The following is an 18411-nucleotide window of genomic DNA, read 5'->3' on the forward strand; positions in this document are numbered from 1 at the left end:
CCCCCTCCGCTCGGTTCGGTGTCGAGAAGCGCACCGGCCGGGGTGGCGGGTCCTCCCACCACCCCGGCCGGTGCGTTCGTGCGGTCCTGCGCGCCTACAGGGCGTCGGCGCCGCGCTCACCGGTGCGGACGCGGACGATCTCGTCGATCGTCGTCACCCACACCTTGCCGTCGCCGATCTGGCCGGTGCTCGCGGCCTCGACGATGGCGTCCACGACGCGGGCGGCGTCGATCTCGCTGACGACGACCTCGATGCGGACCTTGGGCACGAAGTCCACCTGGTACTCGGCGCCGCGGTAGACCTCGGTGTGACCCCGCTGGCGGCCGAAGCCCTGGACCTCGCTGACGGTCAGGCCCGCGATCCCGATCAGCTCGAGGGCGTTCTTGACGTCGTCGAGCTTGAACGGCTTGACGATGGCAGTGACGAGCTTCATGCCCGGATCCCTTCCGTGTTGCGCGCCTCGGCGTGCGCCTGCGCGGTGAGTGTCGCAGCGCCGCCGCCCCCGCTCCCGAGCGAGGCGAAGTCGTAGCCGGTCTCAGCGTGCACGGCGCCGTCGATGCCGCTGACCTCCTCCTCCTCGGTGATCCGGAAGCGCATCGTCTTGGCGATGGCGAACCCGATGACCAGCGTGAGGACGAACGAGTAGACGAGCACCGCGATGGCGCCGATGGCCTGCCGCCAGAGCTGGTCGACGCCGCCGCCGTAGAACAGGCCGTCGACACCGGCCGTGGTGGCCGCGGAGGCGAACAGGCCGACCGCGAGGGTGCCCCACAGGCCGCCGACGAGGTGGACGCCGACGACGTCGAGGGAGTCGTCGTAGCCCAGCTTGTACTTCAGGCCCACCGCGAGGGCGCACAGCACACCGGCGATGGCGCCGACGAACAGGGCGCCGATCGGCGTCACCGACGAACAGGCCGGGGTGATGGCCACCAGGCCCGCGACGACGCCGGAGGCGGCGCCCAGCGAGGTGGCGTGCCCGTCGCGGATCTTCTCCGTCAGCAGCCAGCCGAGGGTGGCCGCGCCGGTGGCGGCGAGGGTGGTGACGAAGACCTCCGCGGCCTGGCCGTTGGCCGACAGCGCCGAGCCGGCGTTGAACCCGAACCAGCCGAACCACAGGATGCCGGCGCCGATCATGACCAGGGGCAGGTTGTGCGGGCGCATCGGGTCGCGGCCGAAGCCCCGCCGCTTGCCCAGCACGAGGGCGAGGGCCAGACCGGCGGCACCGGCGTTGATGTGCACCGCGGTGCCACCGGCGAAGTCGATGGCCAGCAGGTTGTTGGCGATCCAGCCGCCGGTCTCGGACTCCGCCCCGTTGAAGGCGAACACCCAGTGGGCGACCGGGAAGTAGACGACGGTCGCCCAGATGCCGGCGAAGACCATCCACGGACCGAACCGGGCCCGGTCGGCGATGGCGCCGGAGATCAGCGCGACGGTGATGATCGCGAAGACCGCCTGGAAGGCGACGAAGGCCAGCGACGGGATGGTGAAGACCAGGTTGTCCGGCGCGAAGGCGGCGTCGAGTCCACCGGTGCCGATCAGCGAGGACAGCCCGAAGAACTCGAACGGGTCGCCCAGCAGGCCACCGCCGACGTCGTTGCCGAAGGCGATCGAGTAGCCGTAGAGCACCCAGAGCACGCCGATGAGGGCGAGCGCGCCGAAGCTCATCATCATCATGTTGAGCACGCTCTTCGCGCGGACCATGCCGCCGTAGAAGAGCGCCAGGCCCGGGGTCATGAACAGCACCAGGGCGGCGCTGGCGAGAACCCAGGCGGTGTCGCCGGTGTCCACGGCAACCTCCTGACGGGATCGGTGTGGCGGGGCCACGGGGGCGGTCCGGGGTGGAGCGTGACCCCGGGCCGAGGGGGCTCAGACCGGCGCTCCTCCGGGGAGGGGCGACGTGGCGATCACGGTGCCGCCCGCCTGTTTCGCCCGGCGGCACGCCACTGTTTCCGAACGGTGAACTCCGCCCCGCGTGTCCGGCCGGTGTGTTCCGGCCGTGTTGCGCCACCCCCGCGAGTGGCCCCCGTCACGGGGGCCGCCGCTTGTTGCAAGCCATGTGCAGTTGCCAACGGTGTGCAATAAGGTCGGTCCCGGCCGTTCGACCGCGGGCGGCTCCGGACGCCAGGAGGCAGCGTGCACGTCCCCGACGGGTTCCTCGACGCACCCACGTCCGTCGCGACCGGCGTCGTGGCCGCCGGCGGGGTGGCCGTGGCCCTGCGGGGCGCCCGGCGCGAGCTCGACGAGCGCACCGCTCCCCTGGCCGGCCTGACGGCCGCCTTCGTCTTCGCCGTGCAGATGATGAACTTCCCGGTCGGTGCCGGCACCAGCGGACACCTGATCGGCGGCGCGCTCACCGCCGTCCTCGTCGGCCCCTGGACGGCGGTGCTGTGCATGACCGTGGTGCTGCTCGTCCAAGCAGTGCTGTTCGCCGACGGCGGGCTGACCGCGCTGGGCACCAACATCACGCTGATGGGCCTGGTCGCGGTCGGCGTCGCGTACGGCGCCTTCCGGCTGCTGAGCGCCGTCCTGCCGCGGACCCGCACCGGGGTGCTCACCGCCGCCGGCGTCGGCGCGTTCCTCTCGGTGCCCGTGGCGGCGCTGGCCTTCGTCGCCCTGTTCGCCGTGGGCGGTGTCGCCGACGTCCCGGTCGGCACGGTGGCCGCCACGATGGGCGGCGTCCACCTGATCATCGGCATCGGCGAGGCGCTGATCACCGCCGCGGTGCTCACCGCCGTCCTGGCCGTCCGGCCGGACCTGGTCTGGGGCGCGCGCTCCCTGCGCGCCGCGACGCAGCTGGCCCCGCGCCCCACCACGCCCACCGGAGGTGCCCGATGACGACGTCCCGGCGGACCCGCGGCTTCCTGCTCGTCGGCCTGCTCGTCGCGCTGCTCGTGGCCGGCGTCGGGAGCTACTACGCGAGCTCGCACCCCGACGGGCTGGAGTGGTCGGCCGAGCAGGAGGGCTTCTCCGGCACGGCCCGCGACAGCGCCACGGCGGACTCCCCGCTGGCCGACTACGCCGTGGCCGGCGTCGACGACGGCCGACTGTCCGGCGGGCTGGCCGGGGTCCTCGGCGTCACCGTCACGCTGCTGCTCGCCGGCGGCCTGACCGTGGTGGTGCGCCGGCGCGGCCGGGACACCGCGGACACCACCTCCTGACGTGGGTGCCGGGCACGGCGGCGCGCTGGGCGCCGCCTACGTCAGCGGGACCAGTCCCGTGCACCGGCTCGAGCCGCACCTGAAGCTGGTCGCGGTCCTCGCCTTCGCCGTCGTGGTGGTGGCGACGCCGGTGCACGCGCCGTGGGCGTGGGCCGCCTACGCGGGCTACCTGGCGCTGGTGCTCGGCGCGGCGGCCGTGGCCGGCGTCCGGCCGGGCCGGCTGGCCCGCAGCCTCGCCGTGGAGACGCCCTTCGTGCTGTTCGCGCTGCTCCTGCCGGTGGTGGCGCGCGGGCCGCGGATCGAGGTCGCCGGCCTGTCGCTCTCGCAGAGCGGGCTGGTCGCGGCCGGTGGGCTGCTGGCCAAGGCGACCCTCTCGGTCCTGGCCGCCACCGTGCTCGCGGCGACGACGGAGCCCCGGGCGCTGCTGCGCGGGCTGGAGCGGCTGCGGCTGCCCTCGGTGCTCGTGCAGATCCTCATGTTCATGTTCCGCTACGCCGACGTGGTCGGCGGCGAGCTGCGGCGGATGCGGGTGGCCCGGGAGTCCCGCGGGTTCCGCGGCCGCCACCTGGGCGCGCTGCGCGTGCTGGGCCCGGCGGCCGGCTCGTTGTTCATCCGCTCCTACGAGCGCGGCGAGCGGGTGCACCTGGCCATGCTGTCTCGCGGCTACACCGGGCGGGTGCCGACCGGCCCGGCTCCGGCGGTGCCCGCGCAGGCGTGGCTGGCCGCCCTCGCCCTCCCGGCGGCTGCCGGCGCCGTCCTGGCGTCTGGTCTGCTTCTCGGGTGAGTGCACCACCCTCTGCCCTGGGCTCCTCGCGTCCCGAGCCCTCCTTGCTCGTCGAGGACCTCGCCTTCGCCTACCCCGACGGGCACCAGGCGCTGTTCGGGGTCGACCTGCGGATCGAGCAGGGCGAGCGGGTGGCGCTGCTCGGGCCCAACGGTGCGGGCAAGACCACCCTGGTGCTGCACCTCAACGGCATCCTGCGGGGCGGCCGGGGCGCGGTGACCGTCGCCGGGCTGCCGGTCGGCCAGCGGCACCTGCAGGAGATCCGCCGGCGGGTGGGCATCGTGTTCCAGGACCCCGACGACCAGCTGTTCATGCCGACCGTCGGCGAGGACGTCGCCTTCGGCCCGCGCAACCTCGGACTGCCCGAGGCGGAGGTCGCCGCCCGGGTGGCCGCGGCGCTGGACCAGGTGGGCATGACCGGCGCCGCCGACCGCCCGCCGCACCACCTCTCGTTCGGTCAGCGCCGGCGGGTCGCCGTCGCCACGGTCCTGTCGATGCACCCGGAGATCCTGGTCCTCGACGAGCCGTCGTCCAACCTGGACCCCGCGGGCCGCCGCGAGCTGGCCGAGGTCCTGGAGGCGCTGCCGGTGACCATGCTGATGGTCACCCACGACCTGCCCTACGCCCTGCAGCTGTGCCCGCGCTCGGTCGTGCTGGACGGCGGGGTCGTGGTCGCCGACGGGCCGACCCGCGAGCTGCTCGCCGACGCGGAGCTGCTCCGCCGCCACCGGCTCGAGCTGCCCTACGGGTTCGACCCGGACACCGTCCCCTGACCCGTCGCGGCCCGAGGCGGACAGGCCCGGCGAGACTGACCCGGTGGACGACGACCTGCTGAGCCTGCGCGCCTCCTGCGACCGGTCCCTGAGCGGGCACGGGGAGTGGCGGGCGGGCGACCTGCTGGCGTCCGTCCCGGTCGACACGGCGCTGGACCGCTACGGCGACGGCGGCGTGGTCGCCGACCTGGAGGCCGAGGTCTCCGGGGTGCTCGGCCTACCCGCGGCCGCCTACCTGCCCAGCGGCGTGATGGCCCAGCAGGCGGCGCTGCGCGTGCACGCCGACCGCCGCGGACGGCGCACCGTGCTGTTCCACCCCGAGTGCCACCTGGCCCGGCACGAGGAGCAGGCGCTCGAGCGGCTGCACGGCATGGTCGGCCGCCCCGTCGGCGACCGGGACCGGCTGCTGCTGCGCGCCGACCTCGACGGGGTCGCCGAGCACCCGGCCGCGCTGCTGGTCGAGCTGCCGCAGCGCGACCTCGGCGGCCGCCTCCCCCCGTGGGACGACGTCGTCGAGCAGGCCGCCTGGGCCCGCGAGCGCGGCGCGGCCGCCCACCTCGACGGCGCCCGGCTGTGGGAGGCCTCGGCCGGGTACGACCGCTCCCCCGCCGAGGTCGCCGCGCCGTTCGACACGGTCTACGTCAGCTTCTACAAGGGCCTCGGCGCGCTGGCGGGCTGCTGCCTGGCCGGGCCGGCCGACGTCGTGGCCGAGGTGCGCGAGTGGCGGCGCCGGATGGGCGGCACGCTGTTCGGCATGTGGCCCGGCGCGGCGTCCGCCCTGACCTGCCTGCGCCGTCGCCTGCCGCTGATGCCGGCCTACCTGCGCCGCGCCCGCGAGGTCGCCGACGCGGTGCGCGACCTGCCCGGCGTCGCCGTCGTCCCCGACCCGCCGGAGACGCCGATGCTGCACCTGCTGCTGCGCACCACGCCGGAGGCGTTCGAGGCGGCCGCCCGGTCGCTGGCGGTGGAGCACGGGCTGTGGACGTTCGCCCGCGCGGCCCGCACCGGGGACCCCGCCGTCGTGCGGGTGGAGCTGTCGGTCGGCGACGCGACGATGGCGCTGCGCGACGACGAGGTGCGCACCGCCGTCGCGGCGCTCACCGGCTGACGGCCCCCCTGCAGGGGCCCGCCGCCCGCTGGCGAGCGGCGCGGGGCAGGGGGGTCCTCTCTCAGTCGGCTCCGCCGACCAGCGCCTCGGCGAAGGCCTCCGGCTCGAACGGGGCGAGGTCGTCGGCGCCCTCCCCCAGCCCGACCAGCTTCACCGGGATGCCGAGCTCGCGCTGCACCGAGACGACGATGCCGCCCTTGGCGGTGCCGTCGAGCTTGGTCAGGACGACGCCGGTGACGTCGACGGCCTCGGTGAACACCCGGGCCTGCACGACGCCGTTCTGACCGGTCGTCGCGTCCAGGACGAGCAGCACCTCGGTGACCGGCGAGACCTTCTCCACGACCCGCTTGATCTTGCCGAGCTCGTCCATGAGGCCACCCTTGGTGTGCAGCCGGCCGGCGGTGTCGACGACCACGGTGTCGACCTCGGCCTCCACGCCGGTCCGCGCCGCCTCGAAGGCCACCGACGCCGGGTCGGCCCCCTCCCGGCCCCGCACGGTGAGGACGCCGACCCGCTCGCCCCACGTCTCGAGCTGGTCGGCCGCCGCGGCCCGGAAGGTGTCGGCCGCGCCGAGCACCACGCTCCTGCCGTCACCGACGAGCACCCGGGCGATCTTGCCGACGGTGGTGGTCTTGCCCGCGCCGTTGACGCCGACGACCAGCGCGATGCCGGGCCGGCCGTCGTGCCGGTCGACGTGCAGCGTGCGGTCGAGGTCGGGGCCCAGGACGGCGGTCAGCTCCCGCACCAGGAGCTCGCGCAGCTGCGTCCCCGAGGCGGTGGCCAGCACCATCGACTGGGTGCGCAGCCGGTCGACGATCTGCTGCGTCGCGGCGACGCCGACGTCGGCCGCCAGCAGGGTCTCCTCGACCTCCTCCCAGTCGTCCTCGGTCAGCCGCTCGCGGGCGAGGACGGTGAGCAGGCCGCGGCCGAGCGAGGACTGCGAGCGGGCCAGGCGCGAGCGCAGCCGCACCAGGCGGCCCGCCGACGGCGGCGGGGTCTCGAAGACCAGGCCGGGCTCGGGCTCGGCCGGCGGCAGCGGCGTCGGCGGCGCCTCCGGCTGCACCGTGTCCGGCTGTGTCTGGTCGCTGGGTGCGGTGGTGCCCGCGGGCGGGGCCGGCTCGGCCGGGCGCGGGGGCGCCGGCGGCCGCGGGCGGGTCAGCGTCGTGCCGGCGGCGGCGTCCTCGTCCAGGCGGGTCGTCCGCCGACCGCGGCCGACCAGCAGGCTGACCCCGAGGACCAGGGCGACGACGAGGATCGCGACCGCGATCAGCACGAACTCCATGGCCCCCAGTCTCCCAGTACCCGTACCGGCCGGGGTGGGCGATGCACAGGTCCGTGGGCCACCCTGTCCGGCATGCCCCTCCCCGGCCGGGAGTCCCCGGTCCTGCTGCTCGGTCCGCTGCTGCGCCACGTCGACCCCGTGTCGGCGACCGTCTGGGTCGAGACCGACCGCCCGTGCGAGGTCGAGGTGCTGGGCCGGCGCACACGGACCTTCACCGTGGGCGGCCACCACTACGCCCTGGTCGTCGTCGAGGACCTCGAACCGGGCAGCACCACGCCCTACGAGGTCCACCTCGACGGCGAGCAGGTGTGGCCGGAGGCGACCTCGCGCTTCCCGGCCAGCCGGATCCGCACCCCCGGCCGCCCCGGCCCCTTCCGGATCGCCTTCGGCTCCTGCCGGTACGCCACGCCCAGCACGGTGGACGCCGACGAGGGCATCCCGCCCGACGCGTTGGACACCTACGCCGCGCGGCTGGCCGGCGAGCCGGAGGACACCTGGCCCGACGCCCTCGTCCTGCTCGGCGACCAGGTCTACGCCGACGAGCTGACGACGGCGACCCGCCGCTGGCTGGCGCTGCGCCGCGGCGCCCACGCCCCCGAGGGCAGCCAGGTCGCCGACTACGGGGAGTACACCCGGCTCTACGCGGAGTCCTGGAGCGACCCCCAGGTGCGCTGGCTGCTGTCGACGGTCCCGTCGTCGATGATCTTCGACGACCACGAGATGATCGACGACTGGAACACCTCCGCCGCCTGGCGCCGGGAGACCACCCGGCAGGACTGGTGGGTGGGCCGGATCGAGGGCGGGCTGGTCAGCTACTGGGTCTACCAGCACCTGGGCAACCTCAGCCCGCAGGAGCTGGCGGAGAACCGGACCTGGCAGGCGGTGCGGGACTCCGTCGGCGACGCCGACCCGGTGCTGCGGGAGATGGCCCGGGCCGCCGACACCGACCCGCGGTCGATCCGCTGGAGCTTCGTGCGCCACTGGGGCGAGGCGCGGATGATCATGGTGGACAGCCGCGCCGGCCGGGTGCTCGACGAGCGCGACCGGAAGATGCTCGACGACGACGAGTTCGCCTGGGTGGAGGCGGCGATGCGCCGCGCCGTCGACGAGGGCGTCGAGCACCTGATCCTGGGCACCTCGCTGCCCTGGCTGTTGCCGCACGCCGTCCACGAGATCGAGCGGTGGAACGAGACGCTCAACCGGCGCCATCTGGGCGGGCCGGTCGGCCGACTGTCGGAGAAGCTGCGGCAGGCCGCCGACCTCGAGCACTGGGCGGCGTTCGGCGACTCCTTCGAGCGGCTGGGGCGCGCCGTTGTGTCCATCGCCCGCGGGGAGCACGGCCGGGCACCGGCGACCACGCTCGTGCTCTCCGGCGACGTGCACCACGCCTACGCCGCCGAGCTCGTGGAGCCGGCCGGGCTGACCACCCGGGTGCACCAGCTGACGGTCTCCCCGCTGCACAACCAGGCACCGCACCCGATCAAGGTCGGCTTCCGGATGGGCTGGAGCCGCTGGGCGCGGCGGCTCACCACCGGGATCGCCCGGCTGGGCCGGGTGCAGCCCTCCGGCCTGGACTGGGCCAAGGTGACCGGTCCCTGGTTCGGCAACCAGCTGGGCGAACTGGTGCTGCACGACCGCGAGGCGCGCTTCCGACTGTTCGTGGCCGAGTGCGACGCCACCGGGCAGGACTCCCTGCGCGAGGTCGCCGACCTCCCGCTGTCCGGTCCCGTCGCCGCGGAGGTGACACGCTGAACGGGTGACCCGACCCGCTCCCGGCCCCGGACGGCCCCCGATCCGGCTGCGGCTGGCCACCTTCAACACCCACCACGCCGTCGGGGACGACGGCCGGCACGACCTCGCCCGCCTGGCCAAGGTGGTCGCCGCGGTCGACGCCGACCTGGTGTGCCTGCAGGAGGTGGACCGGCGCTACAGCAACCGCAGCGAGGACGTCGACCAGGCCCTGCTGCTGTCGGAGGCGCTGGACATGGAGCTGGCCTGGGGACCGGCGATCGACGAGCCGCGCGGCGACGAGAAGACCATGCGCCGCCAGTACGGCAACGCGCTGCTGTCCCGGCTGCCGATCCGCTCCTCCGCCGTCCACCGGCTGCCCGGGGACGGCGAGCCGCGCAGCGCCCTGCGCGTGCAGGTGGCACTCCCCGACGGGGCGCTGTGGGTGACCACGACCCACCTGTCCACGCGCCCGACCGAGCAGCGGGCGGCGCAGGCGGAGGCGCTGGCGCGGCTGCACGCCGACCCCGCGGAGGCCGCGGTCCTCGTCGGTGACTTCAACGCCGAGCCCGACGCCCCCGAACTGGCCGCGCTGCGCGACCGGTTCGCCGACGCGTGGCAGCTCGCCCGCGACCGGGACGACCGGGCCGGCTGGAAGTTCTGGCGGCACGACGAGGGCCACACCCACCCGGCCCGCCGGCCGCACAAGCGGATCGACCACGTCTGGGTCACCCCGGGGATCGGCGTGGCCACGGCCCGGGTCCTCGACGGCGCCGGCGCCTCGGACCACCTGCCCCTGGTGGTCGACCTGGAGCTGCCCGCCGGCGGGTGAGGACGGACCCGCCGCCGGTTCAGGCCGGTTCGGCCTGGTCCTCGCGGAGGCGCTGGCTGATCACGCCGGTGATGCCGTCGCCGCGCATGCTCACTCCGTACAGGGCGTCGGCGATCTCCATCGTCCGCTTCTGGTGCGTGATGACGATCAGCTGCGAGGTCGCCCGCAGCTGCTCCACGAGGGTCAGCAGCCGGCCGAGGTTGACGTCGTCGAGCGCAGCCTCGACCTCGTCGAGCACGTAGAACGGCGAGGGCCGGGCGCGGAAGATCGCCACCAGCAGCGCGACGGCGGTCAGCGAGCGCTCGCCCCCCGAGAGCAGCGACAGCCGCTTGACCTTCTTGCCGGGCGGGCGGGCCTCGACCTCGACGCCGGTGGTGAGCAGGTCCTCGGGGTCGGTCAGGTAGAGCCGGCCCGAGCCGCCGGGGAACAGGGTGGCGAAGACCTGCTCGAACTCGCGCTGCACGTCGGCGAAGGCGGCGGCGAACACGTCGTGGATCCGCTCGTCGACCTCCCGGACGACGGTGAGCAGGTCGCGGCGGGTGGCCTTGAGGTCCTCCAGCTGCGTGGCCAGGAAGGAGTGCCGCTCCTCCAGGGCCGCGAACTCCTCCAGCGCCAGCGGGTTGACCTTGCCGAGAGTGGCCAGGTCGCGTTCGGCCTGGGCGGCCCGGCGCTCCTGCGCGGCACGGTCGTAGGGAACCGGCTCCGGCTCCGGCTCCCCGGCGGCCTGCGCGGCGGCGACCTGGGCGGGGGCGGGCGGCACCGGCGCGGCCGGGCCGTACTCGGCCAGCAGCGTGGGCAGGTCGACGCCGTACTCCTCGGCGGCGCGCGCCTCCAGCGTCTCGATCCGGTAGCGCTGTTCGGCCCGGGCGACCTCGTCGCGGTGCACCTCGTCGGTCAGCCGCTCCAGCTCGGCGGTGGCGGTGCGGACCGCCGTCCGGACCTCGAGCAGCTCGGCCTCGCGGGCGGTGCGGACCCGGGCCAGCTCGTCGCGCTCGGTGGCGGCGCGGGCGAGGCTGGTGGCCAGCGCGGTGAGCGCCGCGTCGGCGCCGGCGCGCACGCGGGCGGCGACCTGCGCGCCGCGCTGCCGGGCCAGCCGGGCGGCCGCGGCCCGCTCCCGGGCGGCACGCTCCTGCCGGGCCTGGCGGCGCAGCGACTCGGCGCGGCCGGTCAGCGCACGGGCACGCTCCTCGGCGGTGCGCACCGCCAGCCGGGCCTCGGTCTCGGCCTGCCGGGCCGCGGCGGCCTCCAGCCGCAGCCGGTCGCGCTCGGCGGAGTCGGGCTCCTCCTCCACCGGCGCGGCCTCGGCCTGCGCCAGCCGCTCCTCCAGGTCGCTCAGCGCCGCCTGCGCCTGCTCCAGCGCCTGCTCGGCCCGGACGCGGGCGGCCGCGGACCGCTCGGCCTCGGCGGCAGCCGAGCGGGCGGCGGCGCCCAGCTCGGCCAGCTGCGCGGCGACGGCGGACCGGGTGCGGTCGGCGGCCTGGCGCGCGGCCAGCGCGGCGTCGACGTCGGCGGACCGCTCCCGCGCCGTCTCCCGCGCCGCGGTCAGCCGGTCGGCGAGGTCGGCGGCGCGCGCGGCGGCGGCGGTCAGCTCCCGGCCGGCCTCGTCGACCCGGGCGCGCAGCTCGAGGCCGGAGGGGGCGTTGGCCTGCCCGCCGACCGCCCAGTCGGCGCCGACCAGGTCACCGTCGGCGGTCACCGCGCGCACGCGGGGGTGGGTGCCCACGAGCGTCACGGCAGCGGCCAGGTCCGGCACGACCGCGACCCGGTCCAGCGCGCGGGCCAGGGCGGGCCGCAGCTGCTCGGGTGCGGTCACCAGGTCCAGCGCCCAGCGGGCGCCCTCGGGCAGGTGCGGCCAGCCCTCGCGGGGCAGGGGCTGCGGGCCGCCGGTGACCAGCAGCCCGGCCCGGCCGCCGTCGGCGTCCTTGAGGTGGGCCAGCACCGCGGCCGCCTCGGCGACGCCCTCGACGACCAGCGCGTCGGCCATGCCGGCCAGCGCCGCCGCCAACGGCACCTCGGCGCCGGGCTCGACGGTGAGCCGCTCGGTCACCGGCCCCAGCACGCCCGGGAGGCCGGCCGCCAGCGCCGCCGCCGAGCCGTCGGCGGGTGCCAGGCCGAGGGCCAGCGCGTCGCGGCGGGCCTGCCAGGAGGCGCGGTCCCGCTCGGCGGCCCGCTCGGCCGCAGCCAGCTCGGTGACCGCCTTGGCCGCCTCGGCGTGCGCGGTGACGGCGTCCTGGTGAGCGGTGACCAGGGCGACGTCGGTGTCCTCGGCGTCGGCGACCTCGTCGCGGCGCTCGGCGAGCCGCTCGGCGGCGACCTCGGCGCGGTCGGCGGCCTCCCCGGCCGACAGCGCGAGCCGCTCGATCTCCGACTCGCCGGCCGCCACCCGCGAGCGGGCGGCGGCGACCTTGCCGGACAGCCGCGCCAGGCCCTCGCGGCGGTCGGCCAGCGCCCGCGCGGCGGCGACCCACGCCCGCTCGGCCTCGGCGAGCGCGGTCTCCGCCTCGGTGCGGGCGGTCACCGCAGTGGCCAGCCGGCCGCGCTCGGCCTCCAGGCCGGCGGCGAGCTCGGCCTCGGTGGCGGCGACCCGGTCGGCCTCGGCCTCGAGCTGGTCGGGGTCCCGGCCGCCGGTGGTCGCGGCGGGCAGGGCCGACAGGTGGCGGTGGCGCTCGGCGGCGAGCTGGGCGACGCCGCGGAACCGCTCGGTCAGCGCCGACAGCCGGTACCAGGTCTCCTGGGCCGAGCCCAGCAGCGGGGCGTTGGCGGCGAGCTCGGCCTCCAGCGCCGACTCGCGCCGGGCGGCGTTCCCCAGCTGGGCCTCGACGACGGCCCGCCGCTGCCGTGCGGCGTCCTCGTCGGCGACGTCCTTGTCCAGGGCGTCGCGCAGCCGCACCAGGTCGTCGGCGAGCAGCCGCAGACGGGCGTCGCGCAGGTCGGCCTGGACGCCGGCCGCCCGGCGGGCCACCTCCGCCTGCCGGCCCAGCGGCTTGAGCTGGCGGCGCAGCTCCGCGGTGAGGTCCCCGAGCCGGTCGAGGTTGGCCTGCATCGCGTCGAGCTTGCGGAGCGCCTTCTCCTTGCGCTTGCGGTGCTTGAGGACGCCCGCGGCCTCCTCGACGAAGGCGCGGCGGTCCTCGGGGCGACCGGAGAGGACGGCGTCGAGCTGCCCTTGCCCGACGATCACGTGCATCTCGCGGCCGATGCCGGAGTCGCTGAGCAGCTCCTGGACGTCGAGCAGCCGCACCTTGTCGCCGTTGATCTCGTACTCGCTCTCGCCGGAGCGGTACATGCGGCGGGTGATCGAGACCTCGGTGTACTCGATCGGGAGCGCGCCGTCGGCGTTGTCGATGGTGAGGGTCACCTCGGCCCGGCCCAGCGCCGGGCGGCCGGCGGTGCCGGCGAAGATGACGTCCTCCATCTTGCCGCCGCGCAGGCTCTTGGCCCCCTGCTCGCCCATGACCCAGGCGAGGGCGTCGACGACGTTGGACTTCCCGGAGCCGTTGGGTCCGACGACGGCGGTGATCCCCGGCTCGAGGCGCAGGGTCGTCGCGGAGGCGAAGGACTTGAAGCCCTTCAGCGTCAGGCTCGACAGGTGCACAGGATGAGTGGCTCAGCCGCGGGAGCGCGGCCACTGGCCCCGTCCCGGGTCCCGCCCTGAGCGTGCGAAGGGCGGGGAGGACGGGGTCCTTTCTTACGCCAGCGCGGGCTCGGCGTTCTCGCCGGCCAGGCTGAGCAGCTCGTGGGCGATGGCCGCGTCGCGCTGGGCGCGCAGCTCCTGCAGTTCCTGCTCCAGCCGGCGCACCTTGGCCCGCAGGACGGCGTTCTCCTCGACTACTCGGAGCTCCGCGGGGGTGACGACGTGACCGAACAGGGCCTTGGCCATGGCGATAACGGCCTTTCGACTGCGTTGAGGGATGACCTGCGCCCCGTACGACGGTCGGCGCGGTCCGTGTGTTCCAGGGTGACAGGCCAGGTCACGCAGGTCAACGCCGACTCTGCACAGGTCACGTGTCGTGGGGGTGTCGCGTTCGTCACGCCGTGGTGAAGCCGCCGCTCCCCTGGATCGGCTCGTCCCGGACGTCGACCCGCGTCACCGCACCCGGCGCCCGCGGGCCCTCCAGATCGGCCAGGACGGCGGCCACCGCGGCGTCGTCCCCCTCGAGCACGACCTCGACGCGGCCGTCGGCGAGGTTGGTCGCCGAGCCGGCCAGCCCGGCGGCCTCGGCGCGGCCGCGGACGAACCAGCGGTAGCCGACCCCCTGGACCGAGCCGGACACCACGGCGACCGCGCGGCGCGTCATGGCCGGCCGGGGCGAGCGCCGGCGGCGGTCCGGCGCGCGCGGGGGCGCGGCTGGCAGGACGGGCAGCTGTAGCTGGACCGGTTCATGAACGACTCCCGGACGACCGGCGTCCCGCACCGGGGGCAGGGCCGGTCCTCCTGGCCGTAGACGGCGAGGAACCGCGAGAAGTACCCGCTCTGGCCGTTGACGTCGACGTACAGCGAGTCGAAGGAGGTCCCGCCCTGCGCCAGCGCCTCGCCCAGCACGTCGCGGACGCCGGCGAGCAGGTCCTCGACCTGGGCCCGGGTCAGCTTGTCGGTGGGCCGGGCGCCGTGCAGCCGGGCCCGCCACAGCGCCTCGTCGGCGTAGATGTTGCCGACCCCGCCGATGAGCGTCTGGTCCAGCAGCGCCCGCTTGACCTCGGTGCGCCGGCGCCGCAGCGCCGCGCTGAACCCGGCGGTGTCGAAGGAGTCGTCGAGCGGGTCGATGGCGATGTGCGCCAGGCGCCGCGGCAGGCCGCCGTCCTCGCCGACCTCCTCGACGGCCAGCCCGCCGAAGGTGCGCTGGTCGACGAAGCGCAGCTCGCGGCCGCCGTCGGTGAAGGTGAACCGCGCGCGCAGGTGCGTCTCGTCGGGCTGCGAGGCCTTCTCGACCAGCAGCTGGCCGCTCATGCCGAGGTGCGCGACGAGCGCGGAGCCGGAGGGGGTGCCGTCGGGCTCGGTCAGCGGCAGCCACAGGTACTTGCCGCGGCGGCGGGCGGCGGTGAACGTGCGGCCGGTCAGCGCCGCGACGAAGTGTTCGGTGCCCTCGAGGTGCCGGCGGACCGCCCGGGGGTGGGCGACCTCGACGGCGGCGACGGTGCGCCCGGCGACCCAGCGCTCCAGGCCGCGCCGCACCACCTCGACCTCGGGCAGCTCGGGCACGGCGGGTCAGTCCTCGGTCGTCGTCTCGGGGGCGCCGTCGCCGGACAGCGCCCGCCACGCGGCCTCGGCGGCCTCCTGCTCGGCGGCCTTCTTCGTGCGGCCGGAACCGCGGCCGCGCACGCCGCCGTCGAGGACGACGGCGGCGGTGAACGTCTTGGCATGGTCGGGGCCGTCGTCCTCGACCACGTAGGTCGGCGCGCCCAGGCCGAGGGCGGCGCCGAGCTCCTGCAGGCTGGTCTTCCAGTCCAGGCCGGCGCCGCGGGTGGCGGCCTGGTCCAGGAGCGGGTCGAACAGCCGGTGCACGATGGCGGCCGCGACGTCCAGGCCGAGGCCGACGTGCACCGCACCGATCAGCGCCTCGACGGCGTCGGCGAGGATCGAATCCTTCTCCCGGCCGCCGGTGGTCTCCTCACCGCGGCCGAGCAGCAGGTGCGGGCCCAGCCCCCCGGCGCCCAGCCGCCGCGCCACCCCGGCCAGCGAGGTCATGTTGACCACCGAGGCGCGCAGCTTGGCCAGCCGGCCCTCGGGCAGCTCGGGGTGGCGCCGGTACAGCTCGTCGGTGACGACGAGGCCGAGCACCGAGTCGCCGAGGAACTCCAGGCGCTCGTTGGTGGGCAGCCCGCCGTTCTCGTAGGCGTAGGACCGGTGCGTCAGCGCCAACGCCAGCAGGCCGCCGGGCAACTCGACGCCGAGGGCGTCGCGGAGCCAGGCGGCCGACCGTTCGGCGTGCGCCTGCCCGGCCGGCGAGCAGCCCGGGACCCCACCCGGGGCGGGCGGGGTACCGGTGGCCGGCGTCGCCACGGCGGGACTCGGGGAGCTCAGACCGAGAGGACCTGACGGCCCTGGTACTGACCGCAGTTCGGGCAGGCCGTGTGCGGCGGCTTGAGCTCGCCACAGGCCCGGTTCGGGCACGGCGAGAGCGTGGGAGCGGACGCCTTCCACTGCGAGCGACGCATGCGGGTGTTGGCGCGGGACATCTTCCGCTTCGGGACGGCCACGGTCAGTTCTCCTCTGGGTTGCCCGGACCGGGGGTGCCCGGTCCGGAGTCGGAACGGTCGGCCTGCGAGGCGCCGAAGCGCCCCGCCAGTCCGGCCCAGCGCGGGTCGAGCACCTCGTGGGCGTGGTCGGCCGGCAGGTCGTCGAGCCGCTGCCCGCAGTCCACGCACAGCCCCGAGCAGTCCTCGGTGCAGGTGGGCGCCAGCGGCAGGCTGAGGACGACGAGGTCGCGGACCATCGGCTCGAGGTCGATGTGGTCGGCCTCGACGGTGCGGACCTCGTCCTCCTCGCTGGTGGCCTCGGTCGTGCTGCCCTCGTAGGCGAACAGCTCCTGGACGCCGAGCTCGAGGGTGTCCTCGACCGGCTCCAGGCAGCGGGCGCACGAGCCGGCGACGGGGACGTCGACGTCCCCGGAGACCAGCACGCCCTCCATCACCGACTCCAGCCGGAGCCGGAGGTGCACGTCGGCGCCCTCGGGGACGCCGATGAGCTCCACCCGCCAGTCCGCGGGGGCCGGGATCGTCCGCTCCAGCTCCTGCAGGGAGCCGGCCCGCCGGCCGAGTTCCCGCAGGTCCACGCGCCAGGGGTTGGCGGCGGGACGCCGGGCGTCCGGGGACGCGGCGCCTGGGCGGGGCGGCTGAGCGGCAGGCATGTCGGTACTCGCAGTAGGCAGCGGGGAGGTGGCCGGCCGGGGCGCGGGGCCTTGAGGCGGTCGGACCGGAGGACCAGCCTACCCGATGCGCGGACGGCGCCGTCCGGGCCGACCGGGTGAGCCGACCCACCCGGCGGCGGCCCCCGTCAGGGGCGGGGAGGGAGGTCCTCGCTCAGGAGTCGCGCAGCGCGGAGCGGGCCTTCTCCACCGAGCGCAGCATCCGCTCCAGCGTGGTGCCGAAGTCGGCCAGCCGGGTGTCGACGTAGTCGTCGACCTCGGCCCGCATGCGGGCGGCGTCCGCGGTGCTCTGCGCACCCAGCTCGTCGGCCCGGGCCAGTGCGCTGCGGTAGACCTCGGTCTCGCTGACCAGCTGCTCGTGCTCGGCCTGGGCGGTGGCGAGGACCTGCGCGTGCTGGGCCTGGGCGTCGGCCAGCACCGCCTCGCCGTGCTGCTGGGCCTCCGCGACGATCCGCTGGGCCTCCTCCTCGGCCTGCGCCAGCAGGTCCTCGGCCTCGGCCTGGGCGCGGGCGAGCAGCTCGTCGCGCTGCCGTCGGGCGGTGCCGAGGATCTCCTCGCGCTGCCGCCGGGCGGAGCCGACGACCTGCTCGCTCTCGCTGCGGGTGCGGCCGGTCACCCGCTCGGCCTCGGCCTGGGCCTGCTGGAGGATCTCGGTGCGCTGCTCGACGATGGCGCCGGCCTTGTGCACCTCCTCGGGCAGGTTCTCGCGGAGGTCGTCGAGCAGGTCGAGCAGGACGTCGCGCGGGACGATGCACGAGCCGCCGGACATCGGGACGTTGCGGGCGTTCTCGATGACGCTGCTCAGCTCGTCGACGGTCTCGTAGAGCCGGTACACGACCTCTGTCACGACGAAGAACCCCGATCCCGGTGGGCCAGCAGCCGCGCGTGCACGGCCTTGGGGACGAGGCTGGAGACGTCCCCGCCGAAGGTGGCGATCTGCTTGACCAGGCTCGACGACAGGTGACCCACCTGCGGCGCGGTCGGCACGAACAGCGTCTCCACGCCGGCCAGTTCGCGGTTCATCTGCGCCATCTGCAGCTCGTACTCGAAGTCGCTGACCGCCCGGAGCCCCTTGACGATCACCGGGATGTCGTGGTCGCGGCAGTAGTCGACCAGCAGGCCCTGGAAGCTGTCGACGGTCACGTTGTCCAGGCCGGCGACGGCGTCGCGGAGCAGCTCCATGCGCTCCTCGACGGTGAACAGCCCCGCCTTGCCGGGGTTGACCAGCACGGCGACGACCAGCTCGTCGTACAGCGCGGCCGCCCGCGTGATGACGTCGACGTGGCCGTTGGTGACCGGGTCGAACGAACCGGGGCAGACCGCACGCCTCACGGACAGCGACCGTACCGGAGCAGGGCCTCCCCGTAGCGACGATCGCGCAGTCCGCGCAGCGGTGTCGGCCACTCCCACGGTTCCTCGCGGGCCGGGCGCTCGACCACGACCACGGCGTCCTCGGCCAGCCAGCCGCCCTCGACCAGCGCACCGAGGACGCCGAGGACCTGCGCCGCCGGCGTGGCGTACGGCGGGTCGGCGAGCACCAGGTCGAAGCGGGCCGGTGGCGGCCCCGCCACGACGGTGGGCACCGAGCCCGCGACCACCCGGCCGCCGGGCAGGCCGACGGCGGCGAGGTTGGCCTCGAGCACCGGGAGCACGCGCGGCCCCGACTCGACGAAGACCACCTGCTGCGCGCCGCGGCTGAGGGCCTCGAGCCCGAGGGCACCCGACCCGGCGTAGAGGTCCAGGACGGCGGCGCCCTCGACGTCCATGAGCGACGCGAGGCTGTTGAACAGACCCTCGCGGGCGCGGTCGCCGGTGGGCCGCACACCCGACGGCGGCACCTTGAGCCGCCGCCCGCGGGCCACCCCCGAGATCACGCGGGTCAC

Annotated in this window: 20 protein-coding genes; 7 read left to right on the forward strand and 13 right to left on the reverse strand. The window is 75.7% G+C overall.

All coding sequences use genetic code 11. The features are described from left to right. Positions 1 to 94: 94 nt before the first annotated feature. Both ACI79D_RS07125 and ACI79D_RS07130 read right to left on the reverse strand, forming a co-directional pair. Entirely contained in the window at positions 95 to 433 is a 339-nt protein-coding gene (locus ACI79D_RS07125) for a P-II family nitrogen regulator (protein WP_456917632.1), read from the reverse strand. Beyond that, on the reverse strand, positions 430 to 1788 hold the full coding sequence (locus ACI79D_RS07130; protein WP_456917633.1) for an ammonium transporter: 1359 nt from the start codon (positions 1786 to 1788) through the stop codon (positions 430 to 432). The genes ACI79D_RS07125 and ACI79D_RS07130 overlap by 4 nt, the downstream gene beginning before the upstream one ends. Positions 1789 to 2133: 345 nt before the next feature. Between ACI79D_RS07130 and ACI79D_RS07135 the strand changes: the two genes are divergently transcribed. Genes ACI79D_RS07135 through ACI79D_RS07155 form a run of 5 tightly spaced genes read left to right on the forward strand, consistent with a single transcriptional unit; the run spans position 2134 to position 5823 of the window. Then, on the forward strand, positions 2134 to 2835 hold the full coding sequence (locus tag ACI79D_RS07135) for an energy-coupling factor ABC transporter permease (protein WP_456917634.1): 702 nt from the start codon (positions 2134 to 2136) through the stop codon (positions 2833 to 2835). Continuing rightward, positions 2832 to 3158, forward strand: coding sequence for a PDGLE domain-containing protein (locus ACI79D_RS07140; RefSeq protein WP_456917635.1), 327 nt, complete (start codon positions 2832 to 2834; stop codon positions 3156 to 3158). Before ACI79D_RS07135 ends, ACI79D_RS07140 begins: the two co-directional genes overlap by 4 nt. Before the next feature lies 1 nt (position 3159). Further along, a complete protein-coding gene (cbiQ, locus tag ACI79D_RS07145; protein WP_456917636.1) occupies positions 3160 to 3942 on the forward strand; it encodes a cobalt ECF transporter T component CbiQ in 783 nt (260 codons plus the stop codon). Further along, positions 3939 to 4715: an energy-coupling factor ABC transporter ATP-binding protein gene (locus ACI79D_RS07150; RefSeq protein ID WP_456917637.1), complete on the forward strand. Its 777-nt coding sequence runs from the start codon at positions 3939 to 3941 to the stop codon at positions 4713 to 4715. Before cbiQ ends, ACI79D_RS07150 begins: the two co-directional genes overlap by 4 nt. Before the next feature lie 43 nt (positions 4716 to 4758). Continuing rightward, positions 4759 to 5823: a threonine aldolase family protein gene (locus ACI79D_RS07155; RefSeq protein ID WP_456917638.1), complete on the forward strand. Its 1065-nt coding sequence runs from the start codon at positions 4759 to 4761 to the stop codon at positions 5821 to 5823. A gap of 61 nt (positions 5824 to 5884) precedes the next feature. Here the strand turns inward: ACI79D_RS07155 and ftsY are convergent, their stop codons facing one another. Beyond that, positions 5885 to 7105: a signal recognition particle-docking protein FtsY gene (ftsY, locus tag ACI79D_RS07160; RefSeq protein ID WP_456917639.1), complete on the reverse strand. Its 1221-nt coding sequence runs from the start codon at positions 7103 to 7105 to the stop codon at positions 5885 to 5887. Positions 7106 to 7177: 72 nt separating this feature from the next. On the opposite strand from ftsY, the gene ACI79D_RS07165 reads away from it, so the two are divergent. After that, the gene (locus tag ACI79D_RS07165) at positions 7178 to 8857 is read left to right on the forward strand and encodes an alkaline phosphatase D family protein (RefSeq protein WP_456917640.1); all 1680 of its coding nucleotides are present in this window, start codon (positions 7178 to 7180) and stop codon (positions 8855 to 8857) included. 4 nt (positions 8858 to 8861) lie between these two features. Further along, complete coding sequence (locus ACI79D_RS07170) at positions 8862 to 9665, forward strand: endonuclease/exonuclease/phosphatase family protein (RefSeq protein WP_456917641.1); 804 nt, start codon at positions 8862 to 8864, stop codon at positions 9663 to 9665. A gap of 19 nt (positions 9666 to 9684) precedes the next feature. On the opposite strand, the gene smc is transcribed toward ACI79D_RS07170, so the two are convergent. The 10 genes from smc to rsmD all read right to left on the reverse strand — a co-directional run bounded on the left by smc (position 9685) and on the right by rsmD (position 18411). Then, a complete protein-coding gene (gene smc / locus ACI79D_RS07175; RefSeq protein ID WP_456917642.1) occupies positions 9685 to 13257 on the reverse strand; it encodes a chromosome segregation protein SMC in 3573 nt (1190 codons plus the stop codon). A gap of 93 nt (positions 13258 to 13350) precedes the next feature. Then, positions 13351 to 13542: a hypothetical protein gene (locus ACI79D_RS07180; protein WP_456917643.1), complete on the reverse strand. Its 192-nt coding sequence runs from the start codon at positions 13540 to 13542 to the stop codon at positions 13351 to 13353. A gap of 148 nt (positions 13543 to 13690) precedes the next feature. Further along, entirely contained in the window at positions 13691 to 13960 is a 270-nt protein-coding gene (locus tag ACI79D_RS07185) for an acylphosphatase (RefSeq protein WP_456917644.1), read from the reverse strand. Then, positions 13957 to 14862, reverse strand: coding sequence for a bifunctional DNA-formamidopyrimidine glycosylase/DNA-(apurinic or apyrimidinic site) lyase (gene mutM, locus ACI79D_RS07190; protein WP_456917645.1), 906 nt, complete (start codon positions 14860 to 14862; stop codon positions 13957 to 13959). The genes ACI79D_RS07185 and mutM overlap by 4 nt, the downstream gene beginning before the upstream one ends. A 6-nt stretch (positions 14863 to 14868) precedes the next feature. After that, on the reverse strand, positions 14869 to 15663 hold the full coding sequence (rnc, locus tag ACI79D_RS07195) for a ribonuclease III (protein WP_456917646.1): 795 nt from the start codon (positions 15661 to 15663) through the stop codon (positions 14869 to 14871). Between the two features lie 17 nt (positions 15664 to 15680). Further along, entirely contained in the window at positions 15681 to 15860 is a 180-nt protein-coding gene (gene rpmF, locus ACI79D_RS07200) for a 50S ribosomal protein L32 (protein ID WP_456917647.1), read from the reverse strand. 2 nt (positions 15861 to 15862) lie between these two features. Then, positions 15863 to 16435, reverse strand: coding sequence for a YceD family protein (locus ACI79D_RS07205; protein ID WP_456917648.1), 573 nt, complete (start codon positions 16433 to 16435; stop codon positions 15863 to 15865). A gap of 247 nt (positions 16436 to 16682) precedes the next feature. Further along, a complete protein-coding gene (locus ACI79D_RS07210) occupies positions 16683 to 17375 on the reverse strand; it encodes a hypothetical protein (protein WP_456917649.1) in 693 nt (230 codons plus the stop codon). Next, complete coding sequence (gene coaD, locus ACI79D_RS07215) at positions 17372 to 17860, reverse strand: pantetheine-phosphate adenylyltransferase (protein WP_456917650.1); 489 nt, start codon at positions 17858 to 17860, stop codon at positions 17372 to 17374. The genes ACI79D_RS07210 and coaD overlap by 4 nt, the downstream gene beginning before the upstream one ends. Next, entirely contained in the window at positions 17857 to 18411 is a 555-nt protein-coding gene (rsmD, locus tag ACI79D_RS07220) for a 16S rRNA (guanine(966)-N(2))-methyltransferase RsmD (protein WP_456917651.1), read from the reverse strand. Before rsmD ends, coaD begins: the two co-directional genes overlap by 4 nt.

The sequence above is a fragment of the Geodermatophilus sp. SYSU D00708 genome, from assembly GCF_054050115.1.